This window comes from Pantoea conspicua, assembly GCF_002095315.1.
GTDB classification, from domain to species: domain Bacteria; phylum Pseudomonadota; class Gammaproteobacteria; order Enterobacterales; family Enterobacteriaceae; genus Pantoea; species Pantoea conspicua.
The window spans coordinates 46,027-68,222 of sequence record NZ_MLFN01000005.1; the positions used below are offsets into that span (position 1 = coordinate 46,027).

Below are 22,196 nucleotides of genomic sequence, written 5' to 3' on the forward strand. Positions count from 1 at the left end.
GATAACAAACCGGCACTGAACGCCGTTCAGTGCGCAAGGTGGAGAAAACCTATGCCATTACTCTATGTGGCGATCGGCGTCGCGTTACTGCTGCTGCTGATGATTCGCTTTAAGCTTAATGGATTTATCGCGCTGATTCTGGTGGCGCTGGCGGTCGGTGTGATGCAGGGCATGCCGGTCAACAAAGTCATTACCTCTATTAAAGCAGGTGTCGGCGGCACGCTCGGCAGCCTGGCGCTGATCATGGGCTTTGGCGCCATGCTAGGCAAGATGCTGGCCGATTGCGGGGGCGCGCAGCGTATTGCCACCACCTTAATTGAAAAATTCGGCACAAAGCATATTCAGTGGGCGCTGGTGCTGACCGGCTTTATCGTCGGCTTCGCGCTGTTTTATGAAGTCGGTTTTGTACTGATGCTGCCACTGGTGTTCAGCGTGGCAGCCTCAGCGCGCGTGCCGCTGCTCTATGTCGGTGTACCGATGGCCGCTGCGCTGTCAGTGACGCACGGTTTTTTGCCGCCGCATCCCGGTCCGACCGCTATCGCCACGCTGTTCAATGCGGATATGGGCAAAACACTGCTTTTCGGTACGCTGCTTGGCATTCCTACCGTGATTCTGGCAGGTCCGGTCTATGCCCGCTTCCTGAAAGGCATTGATAAACCGATCCCTGAGGGCCTCTACAACCCGAAAACCTTTACTGAAGCAGAGATGCCGGGCTTTGGCGTCAGCGTCTGGACCTCGCTGGTGCCGGTGGTGCTGATGGCGCTGCGCGCGGTTGCTGAGATGCTGCTGCCAAAAGGCCATGCACTGCTGCCTTACGCCGAGTTCTTCGGCGATCCGGTGATGGCGACGCTGATTGCGGTACTGATTGCGATTTTCACCTTCGGTCTGAACCGTGGCCGTAGTATGGATCAGGTCATGGAGACCCTGAGCGATTCGATCAAAATCATCGCCATGATGCTGTTAATCATCGGCGGCGGCGGGGCCTTTAAGCAGGTGCTGGTCGACAGCGGGGTGGATAAATATATCGCTAACATGATGCACTCTACCCAGCTGTCACCGATCTTTATGGCGTGGTCGATTGCGGCGGTACTGCGTATTGCGCTGGGGTCGGCAACCGTCGCGGCGATTACCGCTGGCGGCATCGTTGCACCGCTGATTGTCACCAGCGGCGCCAGCCCGGAACTGATGGTAATTGCGGTCGGTTCGGGCAGTGTCATTTTCTCTCACGTCAACGATCCGGGCTTCTGGTTGTTCAAGGAGTACTTCAACCTGACGATCGGGGAAACCATTCGTTCGTGGTCAGTACTGGAAACCATCATTTCTGTCTGCGGTCTGATCGGGTGCTTACTGCTTTCGATGGTTATCTGACCCGCAGCCGCTGGCAGAGTCTCTGCCAGCGGCTGGCTGTTTTAACCGGCCCCGGTCATACCGCCAGTGCGCGGAAAGCCGCCAGTTCCGCCTCTGACATCCCCGCCTCACGTGCGGCCTGACAGATCTGCTGCCAGCTGGTACTATCCAGCGGAATCCCTTCACGATCGCGTGCGATACGATTGGCGTCTTCCCACTCACCCGGGACCTGAATCGGCGCCTCGCCGCTGCGTGGCGACGCTTTCACCCATTCAATAAACGCTTCCGCCTCATCCTGCATCGCTGGCGCATCGAACGCGTCGGGATTGAGAATGATGGTGGTCATACAGTTAAAAATGGCGTCATTACCGCTCTGCAAGGTGGCCTGATGGGTTGTCCGTCCGCCCGACAAGGCGCCGCCAAATATTTCACACAGTGTCGCCAGCGCGTAGCCCTTATGCAGTCCAAAGGGGAGCAGGGAGCCATGAGGTGACTGGTGCATCACGCCAGGATCGGTGGTGGGCTGGCCCTGCGCATCGATCAGGTAACCTGGTGCGACCTCTGTGCCTTTGTTCCACGCGACCCGGGTTTTACCATAGGCGATGCCACTGGTAGCGAAATCAAGCAGCAGCGGGCGGCCAGACGGACGCGGAAAGATTGCACAGAATGGATTGGTGCCGAAGCGCCGATCGCTGCCGCCAAACGGCGCAACCATCGGGTCGCCCATCACATTAACGAAATGAAAAGAGACGAAGCCGGCTGCTGCACACTGCTCCGCCCAGTGACCAATACGACCAATGTGATGTGAATGATGAAGGCCGACCGCGGAGATGCCTAGCCTCTGCGCCCGTTCAATGCCGAGCTTCATCGCTTCCCAGGCCGCGACCTGACCGAAGCCCTGATGAGCGTTCAGCGTCAGCACGGCACCGCTGTCTTTTTCGAGCGTGGGGCGCTGATTCAGTTGCAGATGCCCCTGTTTCAGCGACGCCATGTAACTGGGGATCATGCCGACGCCGTGCGAATCGTGCCCGGCCAGATTGGCGGCCACCAGGTGATCGGCGACCAGACGTGCCTCTTCCGGCTGGCTACCGGCAGCGAGCCAGATAGCTTCGGTGAACTGATGCAGCCGGGCGGCATTGATAGTGTGTTGGGTACTCACGATGTTCTCCTTTTTAGTGGGATAGTTCATCCTGGGTCGAAAAAGGCAGCACGGCAAGTCAGATTCCAGGCAGGAAAAAGGCCGCAAAATGCGGCCCGCTGTCTCAGTAAAAAAAATGAGGCTGAACGCCTTAATGCGGCTGTTCAAAACCCGCTTTAATCATCTGTTCCCGCAGCGCACGCGCAATCTCGCGGTTGCCGCCAGTGACCGGATAAATCACGTTATTCACCACATCGTCAAGGTAATGCTCTTCGAACTCCTGCATCGTGAGCTGAGTGCCGCCTTCATCGTTAATGGCGAAAGAACCTTTGATGTGATCGCCGCTATTTTTTGCCTTGAGGCTATAGCGGCCCATGCTGGTATTAATTGTGCTCATAAGATCTCCTTGCTAAGCATATTCAGGTCTTAACCAATGAGGCCCGCCTTGCCGGTTAAATTTTAGCCAGGATTTTTCTGCAAAACGAAGGGTGGCCGCCCCTAAAATTCGCAGTTGCGATCTCTCTCTCAGAATTTCGATAAAAAGAGTTTTAAGCCAGCAAGGGACTGCGGGGCCATCAGGGGAAACGGCAAAGGGTTTTATTTTGGCTATACTGCTTATTGGAAAGGTTTTTTTACTGGTGAGGAAGAAGGAAATGAAAATTATTCTGTGGATTATTGCCATCATTTTTATCGTGGGACTGTTAACCCTGACAGGGGTATTTAAACTGATTTTCTGATGGCGCTTTTCGGCTTCAGCGGACACCTTACTCAGGTGTCCGGAACATTCTTGTGCTGGTCAATCAGGCAATGTGTGATCGGGTCCATATGCGTTTCAGGCAATAAATCCTTTACCTCCAACCGCTTTTTACAGTGTGCACAGCAGGCCCCGTGAAACGTAAGCGGTTCTCCATCGCGTTCAGTGTAAATAAACCGGGCACTCCCGCATTGGCTGCAGCGAATTTTCATCACCATCCTGACTTTCCTCTCCCTGTAGTAATCAAAAGTTGATTTTTTGCGTGATCAATATCACAGGTAAACATTCCTTATTTATTTCCTCGCAATATTATCCCGCCGTTCGCAGAAAAAAATAGTGTCTTATGGCAATGGTTGTTTGTTGCCAAATGCGAATTGAATGACAAAAAAGCACTTCTTTGATTTGAATCAACGTTTATTATCATTTGCCTGAAATGCAGTCAGGCAGGCGGCTAAAGCAGAGTTACAGGGTACGACTGATTGATCTGGCTCAGTAAAAAAGCGGATTTAATTATCTGAAGATCACGCACCGGGGCTAGCTCCCGACAACATTTCGTGATCAGATGCCCCATTGGGGTGAAAAAAAGCCCGGAAATGCGTTAGCGGAGTTTTTCACGGACCGCCAAAAAGGGCACGATGCGGACGTTTTTGCCGTCAAAAAGTTAATCTCAGGACGGCAGGGATTTCCGGGTTAGCATGAGCGCCAGAATGGCGCATGATGAAAAAAGCAATCACATTACAGTGGGTTAACGGATTTTACCCGTTAAAATCACCGGGCCAGGAAGCGGTTTTTTCGCAAGACCAAAAGTGAGAAAGTGTGATGCGTAACCAGAAAGTCGAAATTTATCACTTTTTCATCAAATCTCACTGGACAAATCTCTCCGCAATTGCTGTACTAGATGGCGACACAGTTTAGTGTCCATTTTTCATGTAAAGGTAATATAGATGTCTAAGATCAAAGGTAACGTTAAGTGGTTTAATGAATCTAAAGGATTCGGTTTCATTACTCCTGAAGATGGCAGCAAAGATGTATTCGTACACTTCTCTGCAATCCAGAGCAACGGCTTCAAAACTCTGGCTGAAGGTCAGCGCGTTGAGTTTGAAATCACCGACGGCGCAAAAGGCCCATCTGCTGCTAACGTTATCAGTCTGTAAGTTAACAGTCAGAATTCTAAAAACCCGCCTGATGGCGGGTTTTTTTATGGAAAAAATCACCTGAACAACCCCTTCACTGCCCGCTGTGCCTTTCGCTACGCCGCACAAACTGCGCGACGCTTCACAATAAATTCTCGTAACATAATCATAACAACCTTACTTGCAGCTTTTTCTTGTCTAACGCTATATAACAGAGCGACAGGACCAGGCTATTGAGGATACAGGATGAACATACGTCAGGCGGATTTAAAAGACAGTTTTGCGTTGAGTGCCTTACTGAGTGAGCTAGGCTACGGCGGCACGGAAAATTTCATTGAGCAGCGCCTGGCGCAGTTAAGCAACGATCCCAGCGAAGCGTTACTGGTGGCAGAGTTCGGTAATCAGGTGCTCGGTTTTTTATCAATGCACTTTATTCCACAGCTGGCACTGGCTGGCGATTTCGCCCGCATCAGCTATTTCTGTATCGCCGAAGGCGAACGCAGTAAAGGTGTCGGCCAGCAGCTGTTACAGCATGCGGAATCACTGGCGGCACAGCGCGGTTGCGATCGGATGGAGGTACATTGTCATCAGTCCCGTCTCAAGGCGAATCAGTTTTATGCCCGTGAAGGCTATGTTGAATCGCCACGCTATCATGTTAAAGATCTGCCCGCGCGTTAGCTTCACGGCCGCACGCGATAACCAGTGCCTCGGCAATCATCTCCTGTTGTTCATCTCTGAGGCTGGCAATGCTGACGCGGATAAATTGCGTCGCGCCCAGGCTGCAGCGCTTACCCGGTAACACGGCGATACCGCGTGCCGCCAGGGTGATCATGGCAAACTGTTCTGAGGCGACCGGGATAGAGAGACTGAGCCCATCCTGTGGCGGCAACATAAGTCCGCGCTGCGCCAGTGCTTGCCGCAGCCGCTCGCGTCGCTGCTGATAAACGTCGCGTGCCCTGGCGACCTGATGCTGCGTCGCCTCATCCTCCAGCAACCACGCCACCGCATCCTGCAATATCCGGCTGGTCCAGCTGACACCAAAATTTCGCCACGCCTGGATGCGTTTTACCATCTCTGCGGTGGCCGACAACACAGCCAGACGCAAATCGGGGCCGTAGGCTTTAGAAAACGAACGGACATGCAGGGTACGCTCGGGAAACTGCGATCCCAGACTCCAGCCCGCTGCAGCGGATAGGTCCCCAATCCCATCGTCTTCCACAATCAGCGTGGTGCTGTTTGCCAGTATCCGGGCCAGTGCCTGACGTCGCCCGAGACTAATCGTGCGCCCGGTCGCCGAATGGGTACGCGGCTGATAGATCATCATGACCGGCGAACGGGTGAGCAGGTGACTTAACGCCTCAGGTAACGGCCCCTGGTCATCACACGCCAGCGGCATAATTTCAGCGCCCACGTTATCCAGCATATCGAGCAGGCGGGTGGCGGTCGGGTCCTCAATGATCACCCGATCGCCGGGTGAAACCAGCGTCTGTACCAGCAAATTCATCGCATCGAAACCCCCATCGGTTGCCAGAAACGCTTCCGCAGCATAGGGCCAGCGCGGCGTTATCGCTTCCAGCAGCCGGGCGGAAATGGGCTCACGGACGTAGCTGTTAAGCTGCGGCGAGCGCAATGCCGCCTGCAGCGCATTGTGCAGGTCAGGTAACAACGCGGGATCGGGAGAGGCCATTGCCAGATCGGCGCGAATGTGTTCACCATAGTTGCCGATCTTTTCAAAGCGGATCGGCCGTGGCATCACCGTATTGCCGCTGACCCAGACGCCACTGCGGCCTTTTCCCGCGAGCACTTTATGCTGCCTTAACCGCGACCAGGCAGCGGAAACGGTTGCCGGACTGACGCCCAGCCGCTCCGCGATCTCCCTTACCGCCGGCATCTGCATGCCGACGGCAATTTCACCGTCGCGGATCAGGCGGGATGCAGCCTGAGCGATGCCTTTTACCGACGGGGTTGTTATCTGATTACAGAACCACTCTGGATCGACCATTTGCGTCATAAGAAAATACTTTGTTCAGTAACAAATTAATGATTGTTCAGGTCAGTATTCCGGATCTAGTATCAAATTCAAGCGTTATTTGAGCTATCAACCCGCCCGGCTTCACGGCACGACGTAAACGGAGAGATCATGGCAAGGCTGAGTATCAGACTGGCAGTGCGCGACTGGGACTATTTCACCCCACTGGCGCTGGGCGATATCAAACCGGACAATTTTGATCTGCAGATCGATCGCGTCGGCACGCTGGTGAACGATCTCGCCACCAGCCCCGATTATGATGCGGGAGAAGTGTCGTTTAGCCGTTACGCCCAGGCGCGGGCCAGAGACGATGATTCTCTGCTCGGTATTCCTCACTTCCTGATGCGCGGTTTCCGCCAGCGCTGCATTATCACCACCGCTGACAGTCCCATCACCACGCCTGCAGAGCTGAAGGGCAAAAGCATCGGTGTTACTGGCTGGCAGGATTCGGGCAATACCTGGACGCGCACGGTACTGCGCGAAGCGGGGGTAGAAATTGACGATGTTTGCTGGTTTGCCGGGCGGCTGACCGCCGATCACCCGATTGTCGATCGGCTGGCAGGATTTGGCCGGCCAGGCCGGATAGAGCCGGCACCCGACGAGCGTCCATTGATTGAGCTGCTGAAAGCGGGTGAGCTGGATGCGGTCTTTACCCCGTTTATGCCGGAAGGTTTTTTCCTGCCGGCGTCCGGTCTGCGTCAGCTCCAGCCTGACTTCTATCAGGCCGAGCGGGCCTATTTCAACCGTGTCGGCTATGTGCCCGGCATTCATATTCTGGCGGTGAAACCGGTGCTGGCGGCGCAGCATCCGTGGCTGCCTGTCGCACTGAGTGAAGTCATCGATCGTTCTTACGCGCTATGGATGCAAAAACGAGAGAAATATGCCGACACCACGCCGTGGCTGCTGGACGATCTGCGACGGACCGCGCAGGAATTACCGGCCGGCTGGAATCAGAATGGTTTTACCGCTAATAGAAAGATGATTGCGGATTTTGCCCGTGAACTGTTCCAGCAGGAACTCACCCACAGATTGCTGACGCCGGAAGCGATGTTTCCGATGGCAGGAGGAGAGAAATAATGAAAGTTGCGATGGGACAATTTGCGGTCAGCCGTGAATGGCAGGAGAACGCCACACACTGTCTGGACTTAATGCAGCGTGCCGTCGCTGGCGGTGCCGATCTGCTGGTGCTGCCGGAAGGGGTGCTGGCGCGGGATATTACCGATCCCGACTTAGTGCTGAAAGCCGCACAACCGCTGGATGGGCCGTTTCTCACTCAGCTGCTGGCAGCCAGTGAGAATACCGATCTGACCACCATGATGAGCGTGCATGTTCCTACTGAACAGCAGAAGGCGCTCAACGTGCTGATCGCTATCCGCAACGGAAAAATCATTGCCGCTTATGAAAAATTGCATCTCTACGATGCCTTTGCGATGCAGGAGTCACAGCGGGTCAATCCGGGGCATGTGATCCCGCCACTGGTTGACGTGGCGGGGATGAAAGTCGGACTGATGACCTGCTATGACGTGCGTTTCCCGGAGCTGGCGCGCCGGCTGGTGCTGGATGGCGCGGACCTGCTGGTGCTGCCTGCTGCGTGGGTAAAAGGCCCGCTGAAAGAGATGCACTGGGAGCTGCTGACCCGCGCCCGTGCGCTGGAGAATACCTGCTACATGGTGGCGGTAGGCGAATGTGGCCCGCGCAATATCGGTAACAGTCTGGTGGTCGATCCGCTCGGTGTCGTTATCGCCAATGCGGCTGAATCGCCGACGCTGATGTTTGCTGAGCTTGATCCTGAACGCGTAGCCTATGCCCGCCGCGTGCTGCCGGTGCTGGAGAATCGTCGTTTCGCCCGTCCCGAACTGAACTGACACCCTGATCCTGGAGAACGCACCATGTCTAACAGAGTGACCGCCTTAATGCTGGCGCTGGGTCTGACCGCTGGCCTGGCGCAGGCTGCCGACACCCTTCCGACCCAGAACGTCGATCAGGCTTTACACGACCGTTTGCCGGAACAGATCAAACAAGCGGGACGGATGATTTCCGTCAATAACGGTTCGTTTCCGCCTTATGAAATCGTCAATGGTCCGCACTCAATGGAGGGCGCCTCTGCGGATCTCACGACTGCACTGGCACAGTTACTCGGGGTAAAAATCGATCATGCCACGGTGAGTGGCTTGTCGGGCGTGCTGACCGGGATTAACGCGGGCCGCTATCAGCTGGCCATCGGCCCGATAGGCGATTATCCGGATCGTCAGCAGAAGGTCGATTTCATCGATTTTGTGCAGGAATTTGTGGTGTTTGGCGTACAGAAGGGCAATCCGGCGCAGATCAATCAGCTTGATGATACCTGTGGCAAACGCATTGCGGTGATGGCGGCCGGCTCTGCGGAACAGGTGATCCGTCAGCACTCCGCCCGTTGTACTGCTGCCGGAAAACCGGCGGTCACGGTGCAGGCCTTTACCGATCAGCCGTCGTCGATTCTTGCGGTGCGCTCGAAGCGTTCGGATGCTTTTTTCTCCTCACAGGCGCCGCTGACCTGGTTTGTTAATCAGGCCAAAGGCCAGCTTGAACTGTCGGGGAAAGGACAGAAAAACGGTTTTGGTGACATTTTCCAGGGGACCGTGGTGCCAAAGGGATCACCGTTAGGTGGCGTGGTTCTTGATGCCTATAAGGTGCTCTATCAGAACGGTACCTATGCCGCCATCATGAAAAAATGGCAGCTGGAGGGCAACATGACTGCGGCACCCGGGCTGAACCTGGCCAGACAGGAGGCGAAATGAGTCTGATCCGCCACGATTCGCCGATCAGTGAAGAGCAGCGCGATGAGGCGCAACTGCGCGACGTCGCTTTCGCCCGCAGCGCACCCGCCTATGGACGCTGGATCAGCTGGATTGTGGTGCTGGTGGTCGGCTCCAACCTGCTGTGGCTGGTAATCACCAATCCCAATTTTGAATGGCAGGTGGTACTGAAATGGTTCACCGAAGGCTCGGTGCTGCAAGGGTTACAGGTCACGCTGGGACTGACGGTGATCTCAATGGTACTGGGTACGCTGCTGGGGCTGCTGTTAGGCGTCTGGCGGCTGTCCGACAACCGGCTATTGCGCGGCATCGCCGGACTCTATATCTGGTTTTTCCGTGGGACGCCGCTGCTGGTGCAGCTGATCTTCTGGTACAACCTTTCCACGCTGTTTCCTGCGCTGTCGCTGACGCTGCCGTGGACCGACATCACACTGGCCAGCTGGAATACCAACGATCTGATCACCCCGCTGACGGCGGCTATCGCCGGTTTGGCGCTGAACGAAGCGGCTTACATGGCTGAAATCATCCGCGCCGGACTGCTGTCGGTGGATAACGGTCAGGTAGAAACCACCCAGGCATTTGGTATGAGCCGGGCGCGGGCGCTGCGGCGAATTATTATTCCTCAGGCGATGCGGTCAATCATCCCGCCTACCGGCAACCAGCTGATCAGTATGATCAAGGCGACGTCGCTGGTAAGCGTGATTGCGATGGGCGATCTGCTCTACTCGGTACAGGCAATCTACAACCGGACCTTTGAAATTATTCCGATGCTGATGGTGGCGGTCATCTGGTACCTGCTGATCACTTCGATCCTTAACCTCGGGCAATCCGCCATTGAGCGCTATTACGCGCGGGGTACCCGCCGGGTGGCCAGCGTGGCGAAGCGCCCATCGTCACGGATGAACACCGTACCGCGACAGAAGGAGGAGCTATGAGCCAGACTGAGCCGTTAGTCTGCGCCCGTAACGTGCAGAAACGTTATGGCGACAACCAGGTGCTGAAGGGGATTGATCTCGATGTCTGGCCCGGTGAGGTGGTAGTGATCCTGGGGCCATCGGGATCGGGTAAATCGACCTTTCTGCGCTGCATCAACCATCTCGAAGAGATGAATGGGGGCTCGATTCGGGTAGGTGATGAGCAGATTGGCTACGTGCTGAAACGCAATCTGTTGCACCGTCTGTCACCGCGTCAGATCGCCCATCAGCGGCAGAAGATTGGCATGGTATTTCAGCAGTTCAACCTCTATCCGCACATGACGGTGCTGCAAAACATTATTGAAGCGCCCATCGGTGTCCATAAATTTCCGCGTCAGCAGGCGCTGGCACATGCCCGATCGTTACTGGCAACGGTGGGGTTAAGTGACAAGGCGGATGCCTGGCCGCGCCATCTGTCGGGCGGTCAGCAGCAGCGTGTGGCGATTGCGCGCGCGTTAGCCATTAAGCCGCAGCTGATGTTGTTTGATGAACCGACGTCGGCGCTGGACCCGGAACTGGTGGGGGAAGTGCTGGCGACGATGCGTACGCTGGCCGATCAGGGACTGACGATGATAGTGGTGACCCATGAGATCAGCTTCGCACGCGAGGCGGCTGACCGGGTAGTGTTTATGGATGGTGGCGTCGTGGTGGAGCAGGGCACGCCAGCAGAGGTGATTGCCAATCCTCAGCATCCCCGTACTCAGGCTTTTCTCAGCCGTTTTATCTGATGCTGACGCCAGCGCGATCTTACTCTGTTACAGATTGCAGTTGTCGCGTCAGGCAAACTGCGCGTAAATAACGGTCACCGTTATTCGCTGAAGTTGAAAGGTTAAATATGGAAGGTATCAGTATTGCCAAGCTGCTGATCATCGGTGCGCTTATCGTACTGCTTTTTGGTACCAATAAGTTACGTTCTCTGGGCGGCGATCTGGGCTCCGCAATTAAGGGCTTCAAAAAAGCCATGAAAGATGAAGACACCAGCGCAACCCGGACCACGGCTGAAGATGTACCGGCCGATCGCGTCGTCCATAAAGATTAATCGGTTATTGGCTGAAAATAACTGTTACTTTTTATGTCGGATAGATATTAAAAAACCAGACTGTTGCCAGTCTGGTTTTTTTATCTTTGCCGATCAGCATCGCGAGCTTATTTAACTTCCAGCCCTTTCGCCTGCATATCCGCGTGATAAGAAGAGCGGACAAACGGGCCGCATGCTGCATGGGTAAAGCCCATCGCCATCGCTTCTTCTTTCATCTCATCAAATTCCGCCGGGCTGACGTAGCGCTGAACCGGCAGGTGATGACGGCTGGGCTGCAGATACTGGCCGAGCGTCAGCATGGTGACGCCGTGACGACGCAGATCGCGCATCACTTCGACGATTTCCGCATTGGTCTCACCCAGACCCACCATCAGACCAGATTTGGTCGGAATGTCAGGATGGGCTTCTTTAAAGCGTTCCAGCAGTTTCAGTGACCATTCATAGTTGGCGCCCGGACGAACCTGACGGTAGACGCGCGGCACGTTTTCCAGATTGTGGTTAAACACATCCGGTGGCGTAGCGGTCAGAATTTCCAGAGCGCGATCCATCCGGCCACGGAAGTCAGGAACCAGGGTTTCAATTTTGATTGTCGGATTCTTTTCACGAATCGCACTGATGCAGTCGGCAAAGTGCTGAGCACCACCATCCCGCAGATCGTCACGGTCAACCGAGGTGATCACCACGTAACGCAGACCCATATCAGCGATAGTCTGCGCCAGTTTGCCCGGCTCATTCGCATCGGGTGCGTTAGGGCGGCCATGCGCCACGTCGCAGAATGGGCAACGGCGGGTACAGATCGCGCCAAGGATCATGAAGGTGGCGGTGCCGTGGTTGAAGCATTCGGCAAGGTTAGGGCAGGAGGCCTCTTCACAGACCGAGTGCAGCCCATTTTTTCGCATCGCGGCTTTAATGCCCTGAATACGACTGGAGTCAGCAGGCAGCTTGATTTTCATCCATTCCGGCTTACGCAACATCTCTTGCCGTTCAACGGCCACGGTTTTCACCGGGATCAGCGCCATTTTGTCTGCGTCACGATATTTGACGCCGCGTTCCATCTGAATTGGTTTACTCATAAATCAGCAGGTTCCGGTCGGATTGCGATTTGAAAGCGTTCTCACTCAACCCGAGAAGGGTGCTTTCAACTTTATTTGAAAAAAGTGCAAAAATTATATCATCTCATCGCCCCGGAAGCAGCCACCGTCAGCGCGGATAAGTTACATATTTGTAAATTCGCATTCAGCGTTAAGGCTGGAGCGGCAAATCTTCAGCTGACCATTCAACATTTTCATAACCGGTCAGACGGGCAAATGCGCTAATCAGCGGGGCCTGTACCTGATCCAGTCGCACATCCGGCTGAAACTGCTGCAGCTGAGTCATGCTCATGCCCGCATAGCCACAAGGATTGATTCGCGAAAAGGGTGCCAGGTCCATGGCGACATTCAGCGCCAGACCGTGAAACGAGCAGCCTTTGCGGATCCGCAACCCGAGCGAACAGATTTTTTGCTCACCGACATAGACGCCTGGCGCGTCGGGGCGCGCGCGGGCGCTGACGCCAAATCCGGCCAGGGTGTCAATGACCGTCTCTTCCAGCGCGGTCACCAGCTGGCGTACGCCTAGCTTGCGACGCTTGATATCAATCAGCACGTACATCACCTGCTGGCCCGGTCCATGATAGGTGACCTGGCCGCCACGATCGCTCTGCACCACCGGAATGTCACCGGGCATCAGCAGATGCTCCGCTTTTCCTGCCTGACCCTGGGTAAATACCGGAGGATGTTCCACCAGCCAGATCTCATCGCGACTCAGGCTGTCGCGCTGGTCAGTATAGTGATGCATGGCGTCTGAGACGGATTGCCAGTCGCGTAAACCTGACCGGCGGACGAGAAGGGTTTCAACTGACAAAACGATGGCCCGCTTTAAAAGAATAAGCTGAGAATAACGTCGGCGAACCGTCGGGTAAAGACGCTTCGCCGACCCGGCAAATCAGAGCACCATGCGTACGATTTCGATCTGGCCCAGCTCTTCGTACAGGCGTTCTACCTGCTCGATATGGGTAGCGGTAATGGTGATGTTTACGGAGTGATAGTTGCCCTTGCTGCTCGGCTTGACTTCAGGACTGTAATCGCCGGGCGCATGGCGCTGCACCACTTCAACCACTTGATCAACCAGCTCCGGTTGCGCCAGACCCATTACTTTGTAGGTAAACGGGGTAGGAAATTCGAGCAGTTCATTCAGTTTGGTTTTCATATTGACTCCGGTGCATAAAAAAAGACTCCCGCCTGAGCGGGAGCATCATAATAACCTGTATTGGGGGCGATGGGGTGACTTTTCAACCACCCGCCACGCTTAGCCGAACCAGTGATGGAACATCAGTTTGATGTAGTCCACGATGCGGCTGAAGAACCCGCCTTCCTGAATCTCATTTAACACCACCAGCGGACGCTGTTCGATGGTTTTGCCATCCAGCTGGAAGTTAATGCTGCCGACGACCTGATTTTTCTTCAGCGGCGCGTGCAGTTCGGTGTTATTCAGCACATAGCTGGCTTTCAGATCTTTCATCCGGCCGCGCGGAATCGTCAGGTAGGCATCTTTCTCAACGCCGAGCTGGACGCGATCGTTGTCGCCAAACCACACCGGCTCAGAGGCAAACTCTTTGCCCGCTTTCAGCGGTGCGACAGTTTCAAAGAAACGGAAGCCCCAGGTCAGCAGTTTTTTGCTTTCGGTTTCGCGGCCTTTGTAAGTGTGACCGCCCATGACTGCAGAGATCAGACGCATCTGGCCTTCGGTAGCCGAAGCCACCAGGTTGTAACCGGCCGCATTGGTGTGACCGGTTTTAATGCCATCCACGTTCAGGTTGGTATCCCACAGCAAGCCGTTACGGTTCATCTGGCGGATATTGTTGAAGGTGAACTCTTTCTCTTTATAGACAGCGTACTCTTCCGGCACGTCGCGGATCAGAGCCTGACCAATCAGCGCCATATCGCGCGCCGAGCTGTACTGACCTTCGGCATCCAGACCGTGTACCGTCTGGAAATGGGTATTCTGCAGGCCAATCGCTTTGACGTAGTTGTTCATCAGATTCACGAACGCATCCTGACTGCCGGCGACATAATCTGCCATAGCGACACAGGCGTCGTTACCCGACTGCAGTACAATTCCACGCGTCAGCTGCGAAACCGGAACCCGATCGCCTGGCTTGAGGAACATCAGCGATGAACCTTTGAACACCGGGTTACCGGTGGCCCAGGCATCCGGACCCACGGTGACCAGATCGTCCTGATGGATTTTGCCTGCTTTGACCGCCTGGCCAATCACATAGCTGGTCATCATTTTGGTCAGACTGGCCGGATCGCGACGGGCATCGGCATTCTTCTCCGCCAGCACTTTGCCCGAGTTGTAGTCGATAAGGACATACGCTTCGGCATCAATATCCGGTACGCCCGGAATCATGGTCTTAAGATTGACGTCATCAGCAATAGCGGCATGGCTGAGGGAGAAGGCGATCAGTGATCCCACTGTCAGGCGTTTCAGCAAACGAGATGATTTCAGCGTGTTCATGTGTAGGACTACAACATCCATGGTTTTGAGGTTAAGTAAGTCATTCATCATACCCAATGGCTGTCTGGACCGCATCGGGCATGATGATTGGGTTGTTAGCAGACGTAACGGTAAACCGTTCTGTCAGCGACGCGTGTTGGTAATAAATGAGGCCGTCTGGCCATCACTGCTCAGGCGCTGTTGCAACGCGGCCGCTTCTGCACGGGTCGGATAACCGCCGAGCTGGACGCGATAGACATTTCCGGCGGTCTCCACCGTGCCGGGTACGCCATAACGCTGGCTCAGGCTTTTCATCAGTTGCTGTGCCCGCGCCGGATCGTTCAGTGCGCCGACCTGCACCACATAGCCACCGGCAGCTGTACTGGCGGCGGGTGCGGCGCTGGCCGCTGCTGTTGCCGGTGCTGCCGTGACCGCTGGCGCGGCCACCGGTTCATTGCCTTCCAGCACGCCGGTGGCTAACGGCTGAGGTGCGCCGAGGAAACCACTGCTCTGTACCGGTGCGCCCATATTGTCACTGCTCTGCAACGTGCTGTTGCTGATCGCCTCAACATTTTGCGGGGCTGGGCGGGGGGACGGCGGCGCTGCCGCCGTTCATCACGGCACCCCCGCTGAGATCAGGACGGGCCGGCAGAGAATAGCTCTGTTTCGCGACCACCGTTCCGATGGTGCCGGGGCCGGAGAGCGAACCATCCGGCGCGACCTTGATGTAATCAACGCGGACCCGTGAATTGTTGGAGATATTGAGGCGATCGCCTGCGGCGCGCGACAGATCGATGATACGGCCTGGCGTATAAGGGCCGCGATCATTGACCCGCACCACAATCTGGCGACCATTAGCGATGTTGGTGACGCGCACATAGCTCGGCAACGGCAGCGTAGGGTGCGCGGCGGTGAGTGCATCCGGATCATAGGCTTCGCCGGTGGCGGTGCGATTGCCCTGCGCTTCTTCGCCGTACCAGGTGGCGAGGCCAACTTCACTGTAATTCGACGGATCTTTGATGATGCGGTAGTTTTTGCCGTTGACGCTGTAATCCTGGCTGGTGCCAGGATTAATCGGCTCATAGCGTGGCTCAACGCCTGGAATTTCCACCACCGGGCCATTATAAGCCGGTTGTGGCGGCGCGGTATTTTGGGGTTCCGGCGTGGTACAGGCTGCCAGAACCAGTGATGCCAGTGCAACGCCAAGCCATTCCTTACGCATCTGCTGCCTCTTAAACACTTTTAGATAACATTTTTCGGTGAGTATGGATCGACATCACAATGCCAAATCCCGCCATGAGCACGATAAGCGCGGAGCCGCCATAACTGACCAGCGGCAACGGCACGCCAACTACCGGTAAGATACCACTAACCATGCCAATGTTAACGAAAACATAAACGAATAAAATCAGCATTAAACCGCCAGCCATTACCCGACCAAAAGTGGTTTGCGCCCGGGCTGCCACAATCAAACCGCGCATGATCAGCAGCAGGTAAAGCGCCAGCAGGACCAGCACGCCAACCAGCCCTAACTCTTCGGCCAGCACGGCGAAAATAAAGTCAGTGTGACGCTCCGGCAAAAACTCCAGCTGTGACTGGGTGCCCTGCAGCCAGCCTTTGCCACGCAGCCCGCCGGAACCAATCGCAATTTTTGACTGAATAATGTGGTAACCGGCACCCAGCGGATCGCTTTCCGGGTCGAGCAGCATCATCACGCGGTCACGTTGATAGTCGTGCATCAGGAAGAACCACAGAATCGGGATAAATGCCGCCACCAGCAGCACCGCGACGCCAATCAGTTTCCAGCTCATACCAGACAGGAACAGCACAAACAGTCCCGAAGCGGCAATCAGGATCGAAGTACCGAGATCGGGCTGCGCCGCTACCAGCAGAGTAGGCACAAAAATCAGGATCAGCGCGATACCGGTATTCTTCAGGGTGGGTGGGCAGACGTCACGGTTAATAAAGCGCGCCACCATCAGCGGCACGGCAATCTTCGCGATCTCCGATGGCTGAAAACGGACGATACCGAGGTCGAGCCAGCGCTGTGCCCCTTTACTGATCTGCCCAAACGCATCCACCGCAATCAGCAGAATGACGCAGATGATGTAGAGGTAGGGCGCCCAGCCTTCGTAGACGCGCGGCGGCACCTGCGCCAGCACAATCATGATCACCAGCCCCATCGCGATCTGGCCGATTTTACGTTCCATCATGCCCGGGTCCTGACCACTGGCGCTCCAGATCACCACGCGCTGTAAATCAGCAGGCCGAGAATCACCAGCATAAACAGCGGATCAATATGGATGCGCGTCCAGATCGAGCGTTTCTGCGGACTATCGTTCATCGACATGTTTATTCACCTTCATAGCCAGGCGGCGTGGGGGCGGCGTCCGGCAGGACTGTATTGTTATCACCTAACATGATGTGATCCAGAATCTGTCGCATAACGGTGCCGACAGCCGGTCCGGCACCGCCGTTTTCCAGGATAATGGTCACTGCGACCCGAGGTTTGTCATAGGGAGCAAACGCGGTCATCAGCTTATGGTCGCGTAATCGTTCGGCAATTTTATGCGCGTTATAGGTTTCATTCTCTTTCAGGCCAAACACCTGCGCCGTTCCTGATTTGGCGGCGATTTTATAGGGTGCATCAGCAAAGCTCTTGTGGGCAGTGCCGTTAGGGCGATTGGCCACGCCATACATACCATCTTTGGCAATTTCCCAGTAGCCGGAATGGATGTCGCCAATCGGCGTGGAAGGTGGCTGGCGATAGGGCACCAGGGTGCGTCCTTCGCGGGTCGCGCGCAACATGTGCGGCACCCTGATCTCGCCATCGTTAATCAGAATCATCATCGCTTTGTTCATCTGCAGCGGCGTCGCCGTCCAGTAACCCTGGCCGATCCCCACCGGGATGGTGTCACCCTGATACCACGGTTTTTTAAAGCGCCTGAGTTTCCAGTCGCGGGTTGGCATGTTACCGGCGCTCTCCTGCGGCAAATCGATGCCGGTACGGCTGCCGTAACCAAACTTATTCATCCATTCCGATAGCCGATCGATGCCCATGTCATAGGCGACCTGATAGAAAAAGGTATCGGCGGACTCTTCCAGCGCTTTGGTCACGTTCAGACGACCGTGGCCCCATTTTTTCCAGTCGCGAAAACGCTTCTCAGAGCCGGGCAGTTGCCACCAGCCCGGATCGAACAGGCTGGTATTGCGGTTAATCACCCCAGCACTCAGTGCAGAGACCGCGACATAAGGTTTTACCGTTGAGGCGGGGGGATAAGCAGCCTGAATGGCACGGTTATACAGTGGCCGGTTTTCATCGCTGAGCAGGCCGCGATAATCCTTGCTGGAGATGCCGTCGACAAACAGATTCGGGTCGTAGCTGGGGGTAGAAACCATGGCAAGAATCTCGCCGGTACGCGGATCGCTGACCACCACTGCGGCGCGACTGCCGGTCAGCAGCGTTTCGATATACTGCTGCAGCTTCAGGTCGATGGTCAGGTAGATATCGCGGCCCGCCTGCGGCGACTCTTCGTGCAGCTGACGGATCACCCGGCCACGGTTGTTGACCTCAACCTCTTCAAAACCGGTTTTGCCATGCAGCAGATCTTCGTAATAGGCTTCAATGCCCAGCTTACCGATGTCGTGCGTGGCCGCGTAGTTTGGCCATTTGCCCTCTTTATCGAGGCGGGCAACGTCACGATCGTTAATTTTTGATACATAACCGACCACGTGCGTCAGGGTCTGACCAAACGGGTAGTAGCGGCGCTGATAGCCTTTGACTTCAACGCCGGGAAAGCGGTACTGATTGACGGCAAAGCGCGCAACCTGCACTTCATTCAGGCCGGTCTTCACCGGGATAGAGGTAAAACGACGCGAGCGTTTACGCTCTTTTTGAAAGTTTTCGAGGTCGTCGTCGGTGAGTTCGAGAATCGGGCGCAGTTTATCCAGCGTCTGCTGCAGATTATCGACTTTTTCCGGGACCAGTTCGGCCTGATAAATGGTGCGGTTCAGCGCCAGCGGCGTGCCGGTACGGTCATAGATAATGCCGCGGCTGGGCGCGACCGGCACCAGCTTGATGCGGTTTTCGTTTGAACGGGTGCTGTAATCGTCGAAGCGTAAAATTTGCAGGTGGTAAAGGTTAACCACCAGCACGGAGGAGAGCAGTAAGATCCCGACGAAAGCGATAAACGCCCGGCGGACAAAGAGTTTCTGTTCGGCACTGTAATCGCGAAAGGCGTTGCTTTGTAATTTCATCCGCTACTTGTCATGTCTGATGTGGGCTGATCGGTCATTCACGATGATAAGGATGATTTGTCGTTATGCTCCATGCACGATACAGGCTTTCGGCCACCAGCACGCGCACCAGCGGATGGGGCAGCGTCAATGCTGACAGTGACCAGCTCTGTTCGGCCGCCGCTTTGCACGCCGGGGCCAGACCTTCAGGACCGCCAATCAACAGGCTGACATCGCGACCATCCAGCTTCCAGCGTTCGAGCTGCTGTGCCAGCTGCGGGGTCTCCCACGGATGTCCGGGAATATCCAGCGTCACGATGCGATTGCCTTTGCCGACCGCCGCTAACATCGCTTCACCCTCTTTTTCAAGGATGCGCTTAATATCAGCATTTTTGCCGCGTTTACCCGCGGTCACTTCGGTCAGCTCCAGCGGCATATCTTTCGGGAAGCGGCGCAGATACTCCATAAAACCGGTCTGCACCCAGTCAGGCATTTTGGTGCCGACGGCAACAAGTTGCAGTTTCACCGGTTAGCCCCAGAGTTTTTCCAGCTCATACAGCTGGCGACTCTCTTCCTGCATCACATGCACGATGACATCACCGAGATCAACCACAACCCAATCTGCTGCGCTTTTGCCTTCAATGCCTAATGGCATCAGGCCTGCTAAACGCGACTCCTGCTCAACGTGCTCAGCGATCGAGGTGACGTGACGCGTGGAGGTGCCGGTGCAGATGATCATGAAATCGGTGATGCTGGATTTGCCCTGAACGTCGATGGTGACAATGTCCTGGCCTTTGAGATCATCAATCTTATCAATAACGAACTCTTGGAGTGCTTTACCTTGCAAAAGGTTCCCCTCTAAAACTGGTGGTGACGAGCCGGCTGTAAGCCCGGATTATGCAGCCAAAAAATTAAGCGGCGCAGTATAGCATGCCCGGATTAGTCGCGATATAAGCCTGCGCGGTCGATATAATCGATAACCGCAGCGGGCAGCAGGTCGTCGCAGGATTGATGATGATGGCGACGGCGACGGATCTCCGTGGCGGAAATGTCAACCAGCGGCGTTTCTGCCAGCCAGATATGGCCAGCGGGCTGAAGATGGAGCCGTTGTACGTCGTGCGTCACATGCTGATCGAGCCAGCGCTGCATCTCTGGCGACGCCATCTGCGTCGGGTAGCCTGGCCGCTGGCACACCAGCAGGTGGCAGAGCGACAGCAGATCCTGCCAGCGATGCCACTTTGATAAGCTGAGCAGCGAATCCTGACCGATGATAAAGCCCAGCGGCTGCTGAGCGCCACGCTCGGCACGCAGGCTTTCCAGCGTGGCCACGGTCCAGGAAGGCGTATCGCGCTTCAGTTCGCGGGTATCAATGTCAAACAGCGGCAAGTCGGCAATGGCGCAACGCAGCATATCCACTCGCTGATCCGCGCTGGCTTCCGGCTGCGGACGATGCGGCGGGACGTTGTTGGGCAACAGCGTGACTTTTTGCAGCCCGGTCTGCTGCGCCAGTGCTTCAACCGGACGCAGGTGGCCGAAATGAATCGGATCGAAGGTGCCACCAAACAGCGCGTGTAACTCAGACATGGGCGAAGCTCGCGGGAAACGCGCGACTGCTGAGCAGCAGCGTCAGGGTTTGCAGCTGCGGCCAGACCGGCTGACCGTAATCCTGCTTTAAGGTGATCTCTATCTGACTCAGCAGATGGATAGCGCGTTGCAGACGCACCGCATCCAGCCGTTGCAGCGCCTCCGTGAACAGGGTACGGCGATTCTGCCAGATGCGCTGTTGATCCATTAGCGTACGCAGCGGCTGCTGTGACTGATGGCGTTGCAGATGCAGCAGCGTCAGTAAATCGCGCTGCAGGGTACGCAGCAGGATCACCACTTCGCTCTCTTCCCGCTCCAGCTGGTGCAGGATGTGCAACGCGCGGCGACTTTTACCCGCCAGCACGGCATCCACCCAGTGGAAAGGGGTAAAGTGCGCCGCATCGCTGACCGCTTCCTCAACCCGTGGCAGCGTCAGTTTGCCGTCCGGCCATTGTAGCGACAGCCGCTCCAGCGCCTGAGCCAGCGCCAGCAGATTGCCCTCATAGCAGTAACACAGCAGCTGAACCGCCGCGTCATCCACCGCCAGCTTCAGCGCTTTGGCGCGGTTAACTACCCAGCGCGGCAGTTGTGCCTGTTCCGGTGTCTGACAGGGGACTAACACGGCGGAAGCGGAAAGGGCTTTAAACCAGGCGCCGTTTTCCTGCGCTTTGGTCAGCTTCGGCATCCGGCATATCAGCAGAATATCGGCATGCAGCAGTTGTGACAGCTTAACCAGCTGCTCAGCCATCGCCGCATTCGGTCCATTGTCGGGGAATTGCAGCGTGAGCGTCTGCCGCTGGGCAAACAGACTCAGCGACTGACAGCTGACGAACAGGCTCTCCCAGTCGGTCTGGGCATCAAGGCTGACGCTGAAGTGTTCTTCGAAGCCCTGCGTGGTGGCGGCTGCCCGGATCGCGTCTGCGCTCTCCTGCAACAGCAAGGGTTCGTTACCGGCTAATAAATAACAGGCGCGCAGCCCCTCACGGAGCTGCGCGCTGAGTTGCTCAGGATAAATCCTGATCATTGCAGACTGGTGGCAGAGGAAGAAGGGGCTTCCTCTGAGTCCTGACCCGGCACCGGAATTGTCGTCTGGCGCAGGGTATCTTTACCGTTGAGCTGGGCCGCATGAACCGTCAGCAGCTTACGTACCAGCTGCTCGGCAGCACGCTGACGCATCTCCTGCGTAATCATGTCCTGCTCAGCATCTTTCGCCAGCGCCGCATTCGGGTTATCGAAGAACGAACGATAGACCGTGGTACTGATCGGATAGATACCTTTGCCCGGCAACAGCACCTGCGCGGTAATGGTCATCACCAGCTGATACTCGGCGGCGGTACCAGTGATAAAGACCGACGCGGTATCGCGGCCCTGCACTTCGCTACCCAGACGCAGCGTCGGGATATCGGTGCGGTTCTGCTTGCTGTCCTCAACAATGCGCACATTGTTGACACGCAGCTGCTGACGAACGGTACGCGCCAGTGGCCCGTAAGGATCGCCGGTAGCAACAATCAGGGTTTTCAGTTCACTCGGCACCTGGGTGGTGCCGCGTGGATGAAAACCACAGCCGGCGGTGATCACCACCGCCAGCATGACAAACAACCTGATAATCGGATGTCGCACAGTTCCTCCT

General features: G+C 55.9%; 23 protein-coding genes and 2 pseudogenes. 10 read left to right on the forward strand and 15 right to left on the reverse strand.

Features of this window, described 5'->3' with window-relative positions; translation table 11 throughout:
- Positions 1 to 51 precede the first annotated feature (51 nt).
- Positions 52 to 1,368: a gluconate transporter gene (gene gntT / locus HA41_RS03510; RefSeq protein ID WP_094119616.1), complete on the forward strand. Its 1,317-nt coding sequence runs from the start codon at positions 52 to 54 to the stop codon at positions 1,366 to 1,368.
- 55 nt (positions 1,369 to 1,423) lie between these two features.
- Here gntT and HA41_RS03515 read toward each other — a convergent pair whose 3' ends face one another.
- Positions 1,424 to 2,506 (reverse strand): malate/lactate/ureidoglycolate dehydrogenase, encoded by a 1,083-nt coding sequence (locus HA41_RS03515; protein WP_094119685.1) that lies wholly within the window; start codon positions 2,504 to 2,506, stop codon positions 1,424 to 1,426.
- A 130-nt stretch (positions 2,507 to 2,636) separates the two neighbouring features.
- Entirely contained in the window at positions 2,637 to 2,882 is a 246-nt protein-coding gene (locus HA41_RS03520) for a hypothetical protein (RefSeq protein WP_094119617.1), read from the reverse strand.
- Between the two features lie 256 nt (positions 2,883 to 3,138).
- On the opposite strand from HA41_RS03520, the gene HA41_RS21760 reads away from it, so the two are divergent.
- The 3 genes from HA41_RS21760 to HA41_RS03535 all read left to right on the forward strand — a co-directional run bounded on the left by HA41_RS21760 (position 3,139) and on the right by HA41_RS03535 (position 5,050).
- On the forward strand, positions 3,139 to 3,222 hold the full coding sequence (locus HA41_RS21760) for a small membrane protein YohP (protein WP_019105993.1): 84 nt from the start codon (positions 3,139 to 3,141) through the stop codon (positions 3,220 to 3,222).
- A 961-nt stretch (positions 3,223 to 4,183) separates the two neighbouring features.
- A complete protein-coding gene (cspE, locus tag HA41_RS03530; RefSeq protein WP_006118399.1) occupies positions 4,184 to 4,393 on the forward strand; it encodes a transcription antiterminator/RNA stability regulator CspE in 210 nt (69 codons plus the stop codon).
- Between the two features lie 225 nt (positions 4,394 to 4,618).
- A complete protein-coding gene (locus HA41_RS03535; protein WP_094119619.1) occupies positions 4,619 to 5,050 on the forward strand; it encodes a GNAT family N-acetyltransferase in 432 nt (143 codons plus the stop codon).
- Here the strand turns inward: HA41_RS03535 and HA41_RS03540 are convergent.
- Complete coding sequence (locus HA41_RS03540) at positions 5,028 to 6,383, reverse strand: aminotransferase-like domain-containing protein (protein WP_094119620.1); 1,356 nt, start codon at positions 6,381 to 6,383, stop codon at positions 5,028 to 5,030. The genes HA41_RS03535 and HA41_RS03540 overlap by 23 nt on opposite strands.
- Positions 6,384 to 6,512: 129 nt before the next feature.
- On the opposite strand from HA41_RS03540, the gene HA41_RS03545 reads away from it, so the two are divergent.
- The 6 genes from HA41_RS03545 to tatE all read left to right on the forward strand — a co-directional run bounded on the left by HA41_RS03545 (position 6,513) and on the right by tatE (position 11,209).
- Positions 6,513 to 7,478 (forward strand): ABC transporter substrate-binding protein, encoded by a 966-nt coding sequence (locus HA41_RS03545; protein ID WP_094119621.1) that lies wholly within the window; start codon positions 6,513 to 6,515, stop codon positions 7,476 to 7,478.
- A complete protein-coding gene (locus HA41_RS03550) occupies positions 7,478 to 8,266 on the forward strand; it encodes a deaminated glutathione amidase (RefSeq protein ID WP_094119622.1) in 789 nt (262 codons plus the stop codon). Before HA41_RS03545 ends, HA41_RS03550 begins: the two co-directional genes overlap by 1 nt.
- 24 nt (positions 8,267 to 8,290) lie before the next feature.
- Complete coding sequence (locus tag HA41_RS03555) at positions 8,291 to 9,178, forward strand: ABC transporter substrate-binding protein (protein ID WP_094119623.1); 888 nt, start codon at positions 8,291 to 8,293, stop codon at positions 9,176 to 9,178.
- Positions 9,175 to 10,131: an amino acid ABC transporter permease gene (locus HA41_RS03560; protein ID WP_094119624.1), complete on the forward strand. Its 957-nt coding sequence runs from the start codon at positions 9,175 to 9,177 to the stop codon at positions 10,129 to 10,131. Before HA41_RS03555 ends, HA41_RS03560 begins: the two co-directional genes overlap by 4 nt.
- A complete protein-coding gene (locus tag HA41_RS03565) occupies positions 10,128 to 10,898 on the forward strand; it encodes an amino acid ABC transporter ATP-binding protein (RefSeq protein WP_094119625.1) in 771 nt (256 codons plus the stop codon). Before HA41_RS03560 ends, HA41_RS03565 begins: the two co-directional genes overlap by 4 nt.
- Positions 10,899 to 11,005: 107 nt before the next feature.
- Positions 11,006 to 11,209 carry a twin-arginine translocase subunit TatE gene (gene tatE, locus HA41_RS03570; RefSeq protein WP_094119626.1) on the forward strand — a complete coding sequence of 68 codons (204 nt, stop codon included), beginning with the start codon at positions 11,006 to 11,008 and terminating at the stop codon, positions 11,207 to 11,209.
- Between the two features lie 107 nt (positions 11,210 to 11,316).
- Here the strand turns inward: tatE and lipA are convergent, their stop codons facing one another.
- The 12 genes and pseudogenes from lipA to lptE all read right to left on the reverse strand — a co-directional run bounded on the left by lipA (position 11,317) and on the right by lptE (position 22,186).
- The gene (gene lipA / locus HA41_RS03575; RefSeq protein WP_094119627.1) at positions 11,317 to 12,282 is read right to left on the reverse strand and encodes a lipoyl synthase; all 966 of its coding nucleotides are present in this window, start codon (positions 12,280 to 12,282) and stop codon (positions 11,317 to 11,319) included.
- A 169-nt stretch (positions 12,283 to 12,451) separates the two neighbouring features.
- Complete coding sequence (gene lipB / locus HA41_RS03580) at positions 12,452 to 13,111, reverse strand: lipoyl(octanoyl) transferase LipB (protein WP_094119628.1); 660 nt, start codon at positions 13,109 to 13,111, stop codon at positions 12,452 to 12,454.
- A gap of 81 nt (positions 13,112 to 13,192) precedes the next feature.
- Positions 13,193 to 13,456 (reverse strand): DUF493 family protein YbeD, encoded by a 264-nt coding sequence (gene ybeD / locus HA41_RS03585; protein ID WP_094119629.1) that lies wholly within the window; start codon positions 13,454 to 13,456, stop codon positions 13,193 to 13,195.
- Positions 13,457 to 13,555: 99 nt separating this feature from the next.
- Complete coding sequence (dacA, locus tag HA41_RS03590; RefSeq protein ID WP_031377759.1) at positions 13,556 to 14,767, reverse strand: D-alanyl-D-alanine carboxypeptidase DacA; 1,212 nt, start codon at positions 14,765 to 14,767, stop codon at positions 13,556 to 13,558.
- Between the two features lie 123 nt (positions 14,768 to 14,890).
- Positions 14,891 to 15,968: pseudogene (gene rlpA / locus HA41_RS03595) on the reverse strand (endolytic peptidoglycan transglycosylase RlpA).
- Between the two features lie 10 nt (positions 15,969 to 15,978).
- Positions 15,979 to 17,090, reverse strand: a pseudogene (gene mrdB / locus HA41_RS03600) (peptidoglycan glycosyltransferase MrdB).
- Between the two features lie 8 nt (positions 17,091 to 17,098).
- The gene (gene mrdA, locus HA41_RS03605; protein WP_094119630.1) at positions 17,099 to 19,003 is read right to left on the reverse strand and encodes a peptidoglycan DD-transpeptidase MrdA; all 1,905 of its coding nucleotides are present in this window, start codon (positions 19,001 to 19,003) and stop codon (positions 17,099 to 17,101) included.
- 34 nt (positions 19,004 to 19,037) lie between these two features.
- A complete protein-coding gene (rlmH, locus tag HA41_RS03610; RefSeq protein ID WP_031377197.1) occupies positions 19,038 to 19,508 on the reverse strand; it encodes a 23S rRNA (pseudouridine(1915)-N(3))-methyltransferase RlmH in 471 nt (156 codons plus the stop codon).
- A gap of 3 nt (positions 19,509 to 19,511) precedes the next feature.
- The gene (rsfS, locus tag HA41_RS03615; protein WP_010258968.1) at positions 19,512 to 19,829 is read right to left on the reverse strand and encodes a ribosome silencing factor; all 318 of its coding nucleotides are present in this window, start codon (positions 19,827 to 19,829) and stop codon (positions 19,512 to 19,514) included.
- A gap of 92 nt (positions 19,830 to 19,921) precedes the next feature.
- Positions 19,922 to 20,566 carry a nicotinate-nucleotide adenylyltransferase gene (nadD, locus tag HA41_RS03620; protein ID WP_094119631.1) on the reverse strand — a complete coding sequence of 215 codons (645 nt, stop codon included), beginning with the start codon at positions 20,564 to 20,566 and terminating at the stop codon, positions 19,922 to 19,924.
- The gene (holA, locus tag HA41_RS03625) at positions 20,559 to 21,590 is read right to left on the reverse strand and encodes a DNA polymerase III subunit delta (RefSeq protein ID WP_094119632.1); all 1,032 of its coding nucleotides are present in this window, start codon (positions 21,588 to 21,590) and stop codon (positions 20,559 to 20,561) included. The genes nadD and holA overlap by 8 nt, the downstream gene beginning before the upstream one ends.
- Complete coding sequence (lptE, locus tag HA41_RS03630) at positions 21,587 to 22,186, reverse strand: LPS assembly lipoprotein LptE (protein WP_094119633.1); 600 nt, start codon at positions 22,184 to 22,186, stop codon at positions 21,587 to 21,589. The genes holA and lptE overlap by 4 nt, the downstream gene beginning before the upstream one ends.
- Positions 22,187 to 22,196 lie beyond the last annotated feature (10 nt).

Bases quoted from the DNA above. Each gene is read 5' to 3' on its own strand.
- HA41_RS21760 (WP_019105993.1), top strand. From the start codon at position 3,139: ATGAAAATTATTCTGTGGATTATTGCCATCATTTTTATCGTGGGACTG.
- HA41_RS03565 (WP_094119625.1), top strand. From the start codon at position 10,128: ATGAGCCAGACTGAGCCGTTAGTCTGCGCCCGTAACGTGCAGAAACGT.
- lipA (WP_094119627.1), bottom strand. From the start codon at position 12,282: ATGAGTAAACCAATTCAGATGGAACGCGGCGTCAAATATCGTGACGCA.
- HA41_RS03545 (WP_094119621.1), top strand. From the start codon at position 6,513: ATGGCAAGGCTGAGTATCAGACTGGCAGTGCGCGACTGGGACTATTTC.
- HA41_RS03540 (WP_094119620.1), bottom strand. From the start codon at position 6,383: ATGACGCAAATGGTCGATCCAGAGTGGTTCTGTAATCAGATAACAACC.
- HA41_RS03520 (WP_094119617.1), bottom strand. From the start codon at position 2,882: ATGAGCACAATTAATACCAGCATGGGCCGCTATAGCCTCAAGGCAAAA.
- gntT (WP_094119616.1), top strand. From the start codon at position 52: ATGCCATTACTCTATGTGGCGATCGGCGTCGCGTTACTGCTGCTGCTG.
- holA (WP_094119632.1), bottom strand. From the start codon at position 21,590: ATGATCAGGATTTATCCTGAGCAACTCAGCGCGCAGCTCCGTGAGGGG.
- HA41_RS03555 (WP_094119623.1), top strand. From the start codon at position 8,291: ATGTCTAACAGAGTGACCGCCTTAATGCTGGCGCTGGGTCTGACCGCT.
- mrdA (WP_094119630.1), bottom strand. From the start codon at position 19,003: ATGAAATTACAAAGCAACGCCTTTCGCGATTACAGTGCCGAACAGAAA.
- tatE (WP_094119626.1), top strand. From the start codon at position 11,006: ATGGAAGGTATCAGTATTGCCAAGCTGCTGATCATCGGTGCGCTTATC.
- HA41_RS03535 (WP_094119619.1), top strand. From the start codon at position 4,619: ATGAACATACGTCAGGCGGATTTAAAAGACAGTTTTGCGTTGAGTGCC.
- nadD (WP_094119631.1), bottom strand. From the start codon at position 20,566: ATGTCTGAGTTACACGCGCTGTTTGGTGGCACCTTCGATCCGATTCAT.
- HA41_RS03560 (WP_094119624.1), top strand. From the start codon at position 9,175: ATGAGTCTGATCCGCCACGATTCGCCGATCAGTGAAGAGCAGCGCGAT.
- HA41_RS03550 (WP_094119622.1), top strand. From the start codon at position 7,478: ATGAAAGTTGCGATGGGACAATTTGCGGTCAGCCGTGAATGGCAGGAG.
- dacA (WP_031377759.1), bottom strand. From the start codon at position 14,767: ATGAACACGCTGAAATCATCTCGTTTGCTGAAACGCCTGACAGTGGGA.
- ybeD (WP_094119629.1), bottom strand. From the start codon at position 13,456: ATGAAAACCAAACTGAATGAACTGCTCGAATTTCCTACCCCGTTTACC.
- cspE (WP_006118399.1), top strand. From the start codon at position 4,184: ATGTCTAAGATCAAAGGTAACGTTAAGTGGTTTAATGAATCTAAAGGA.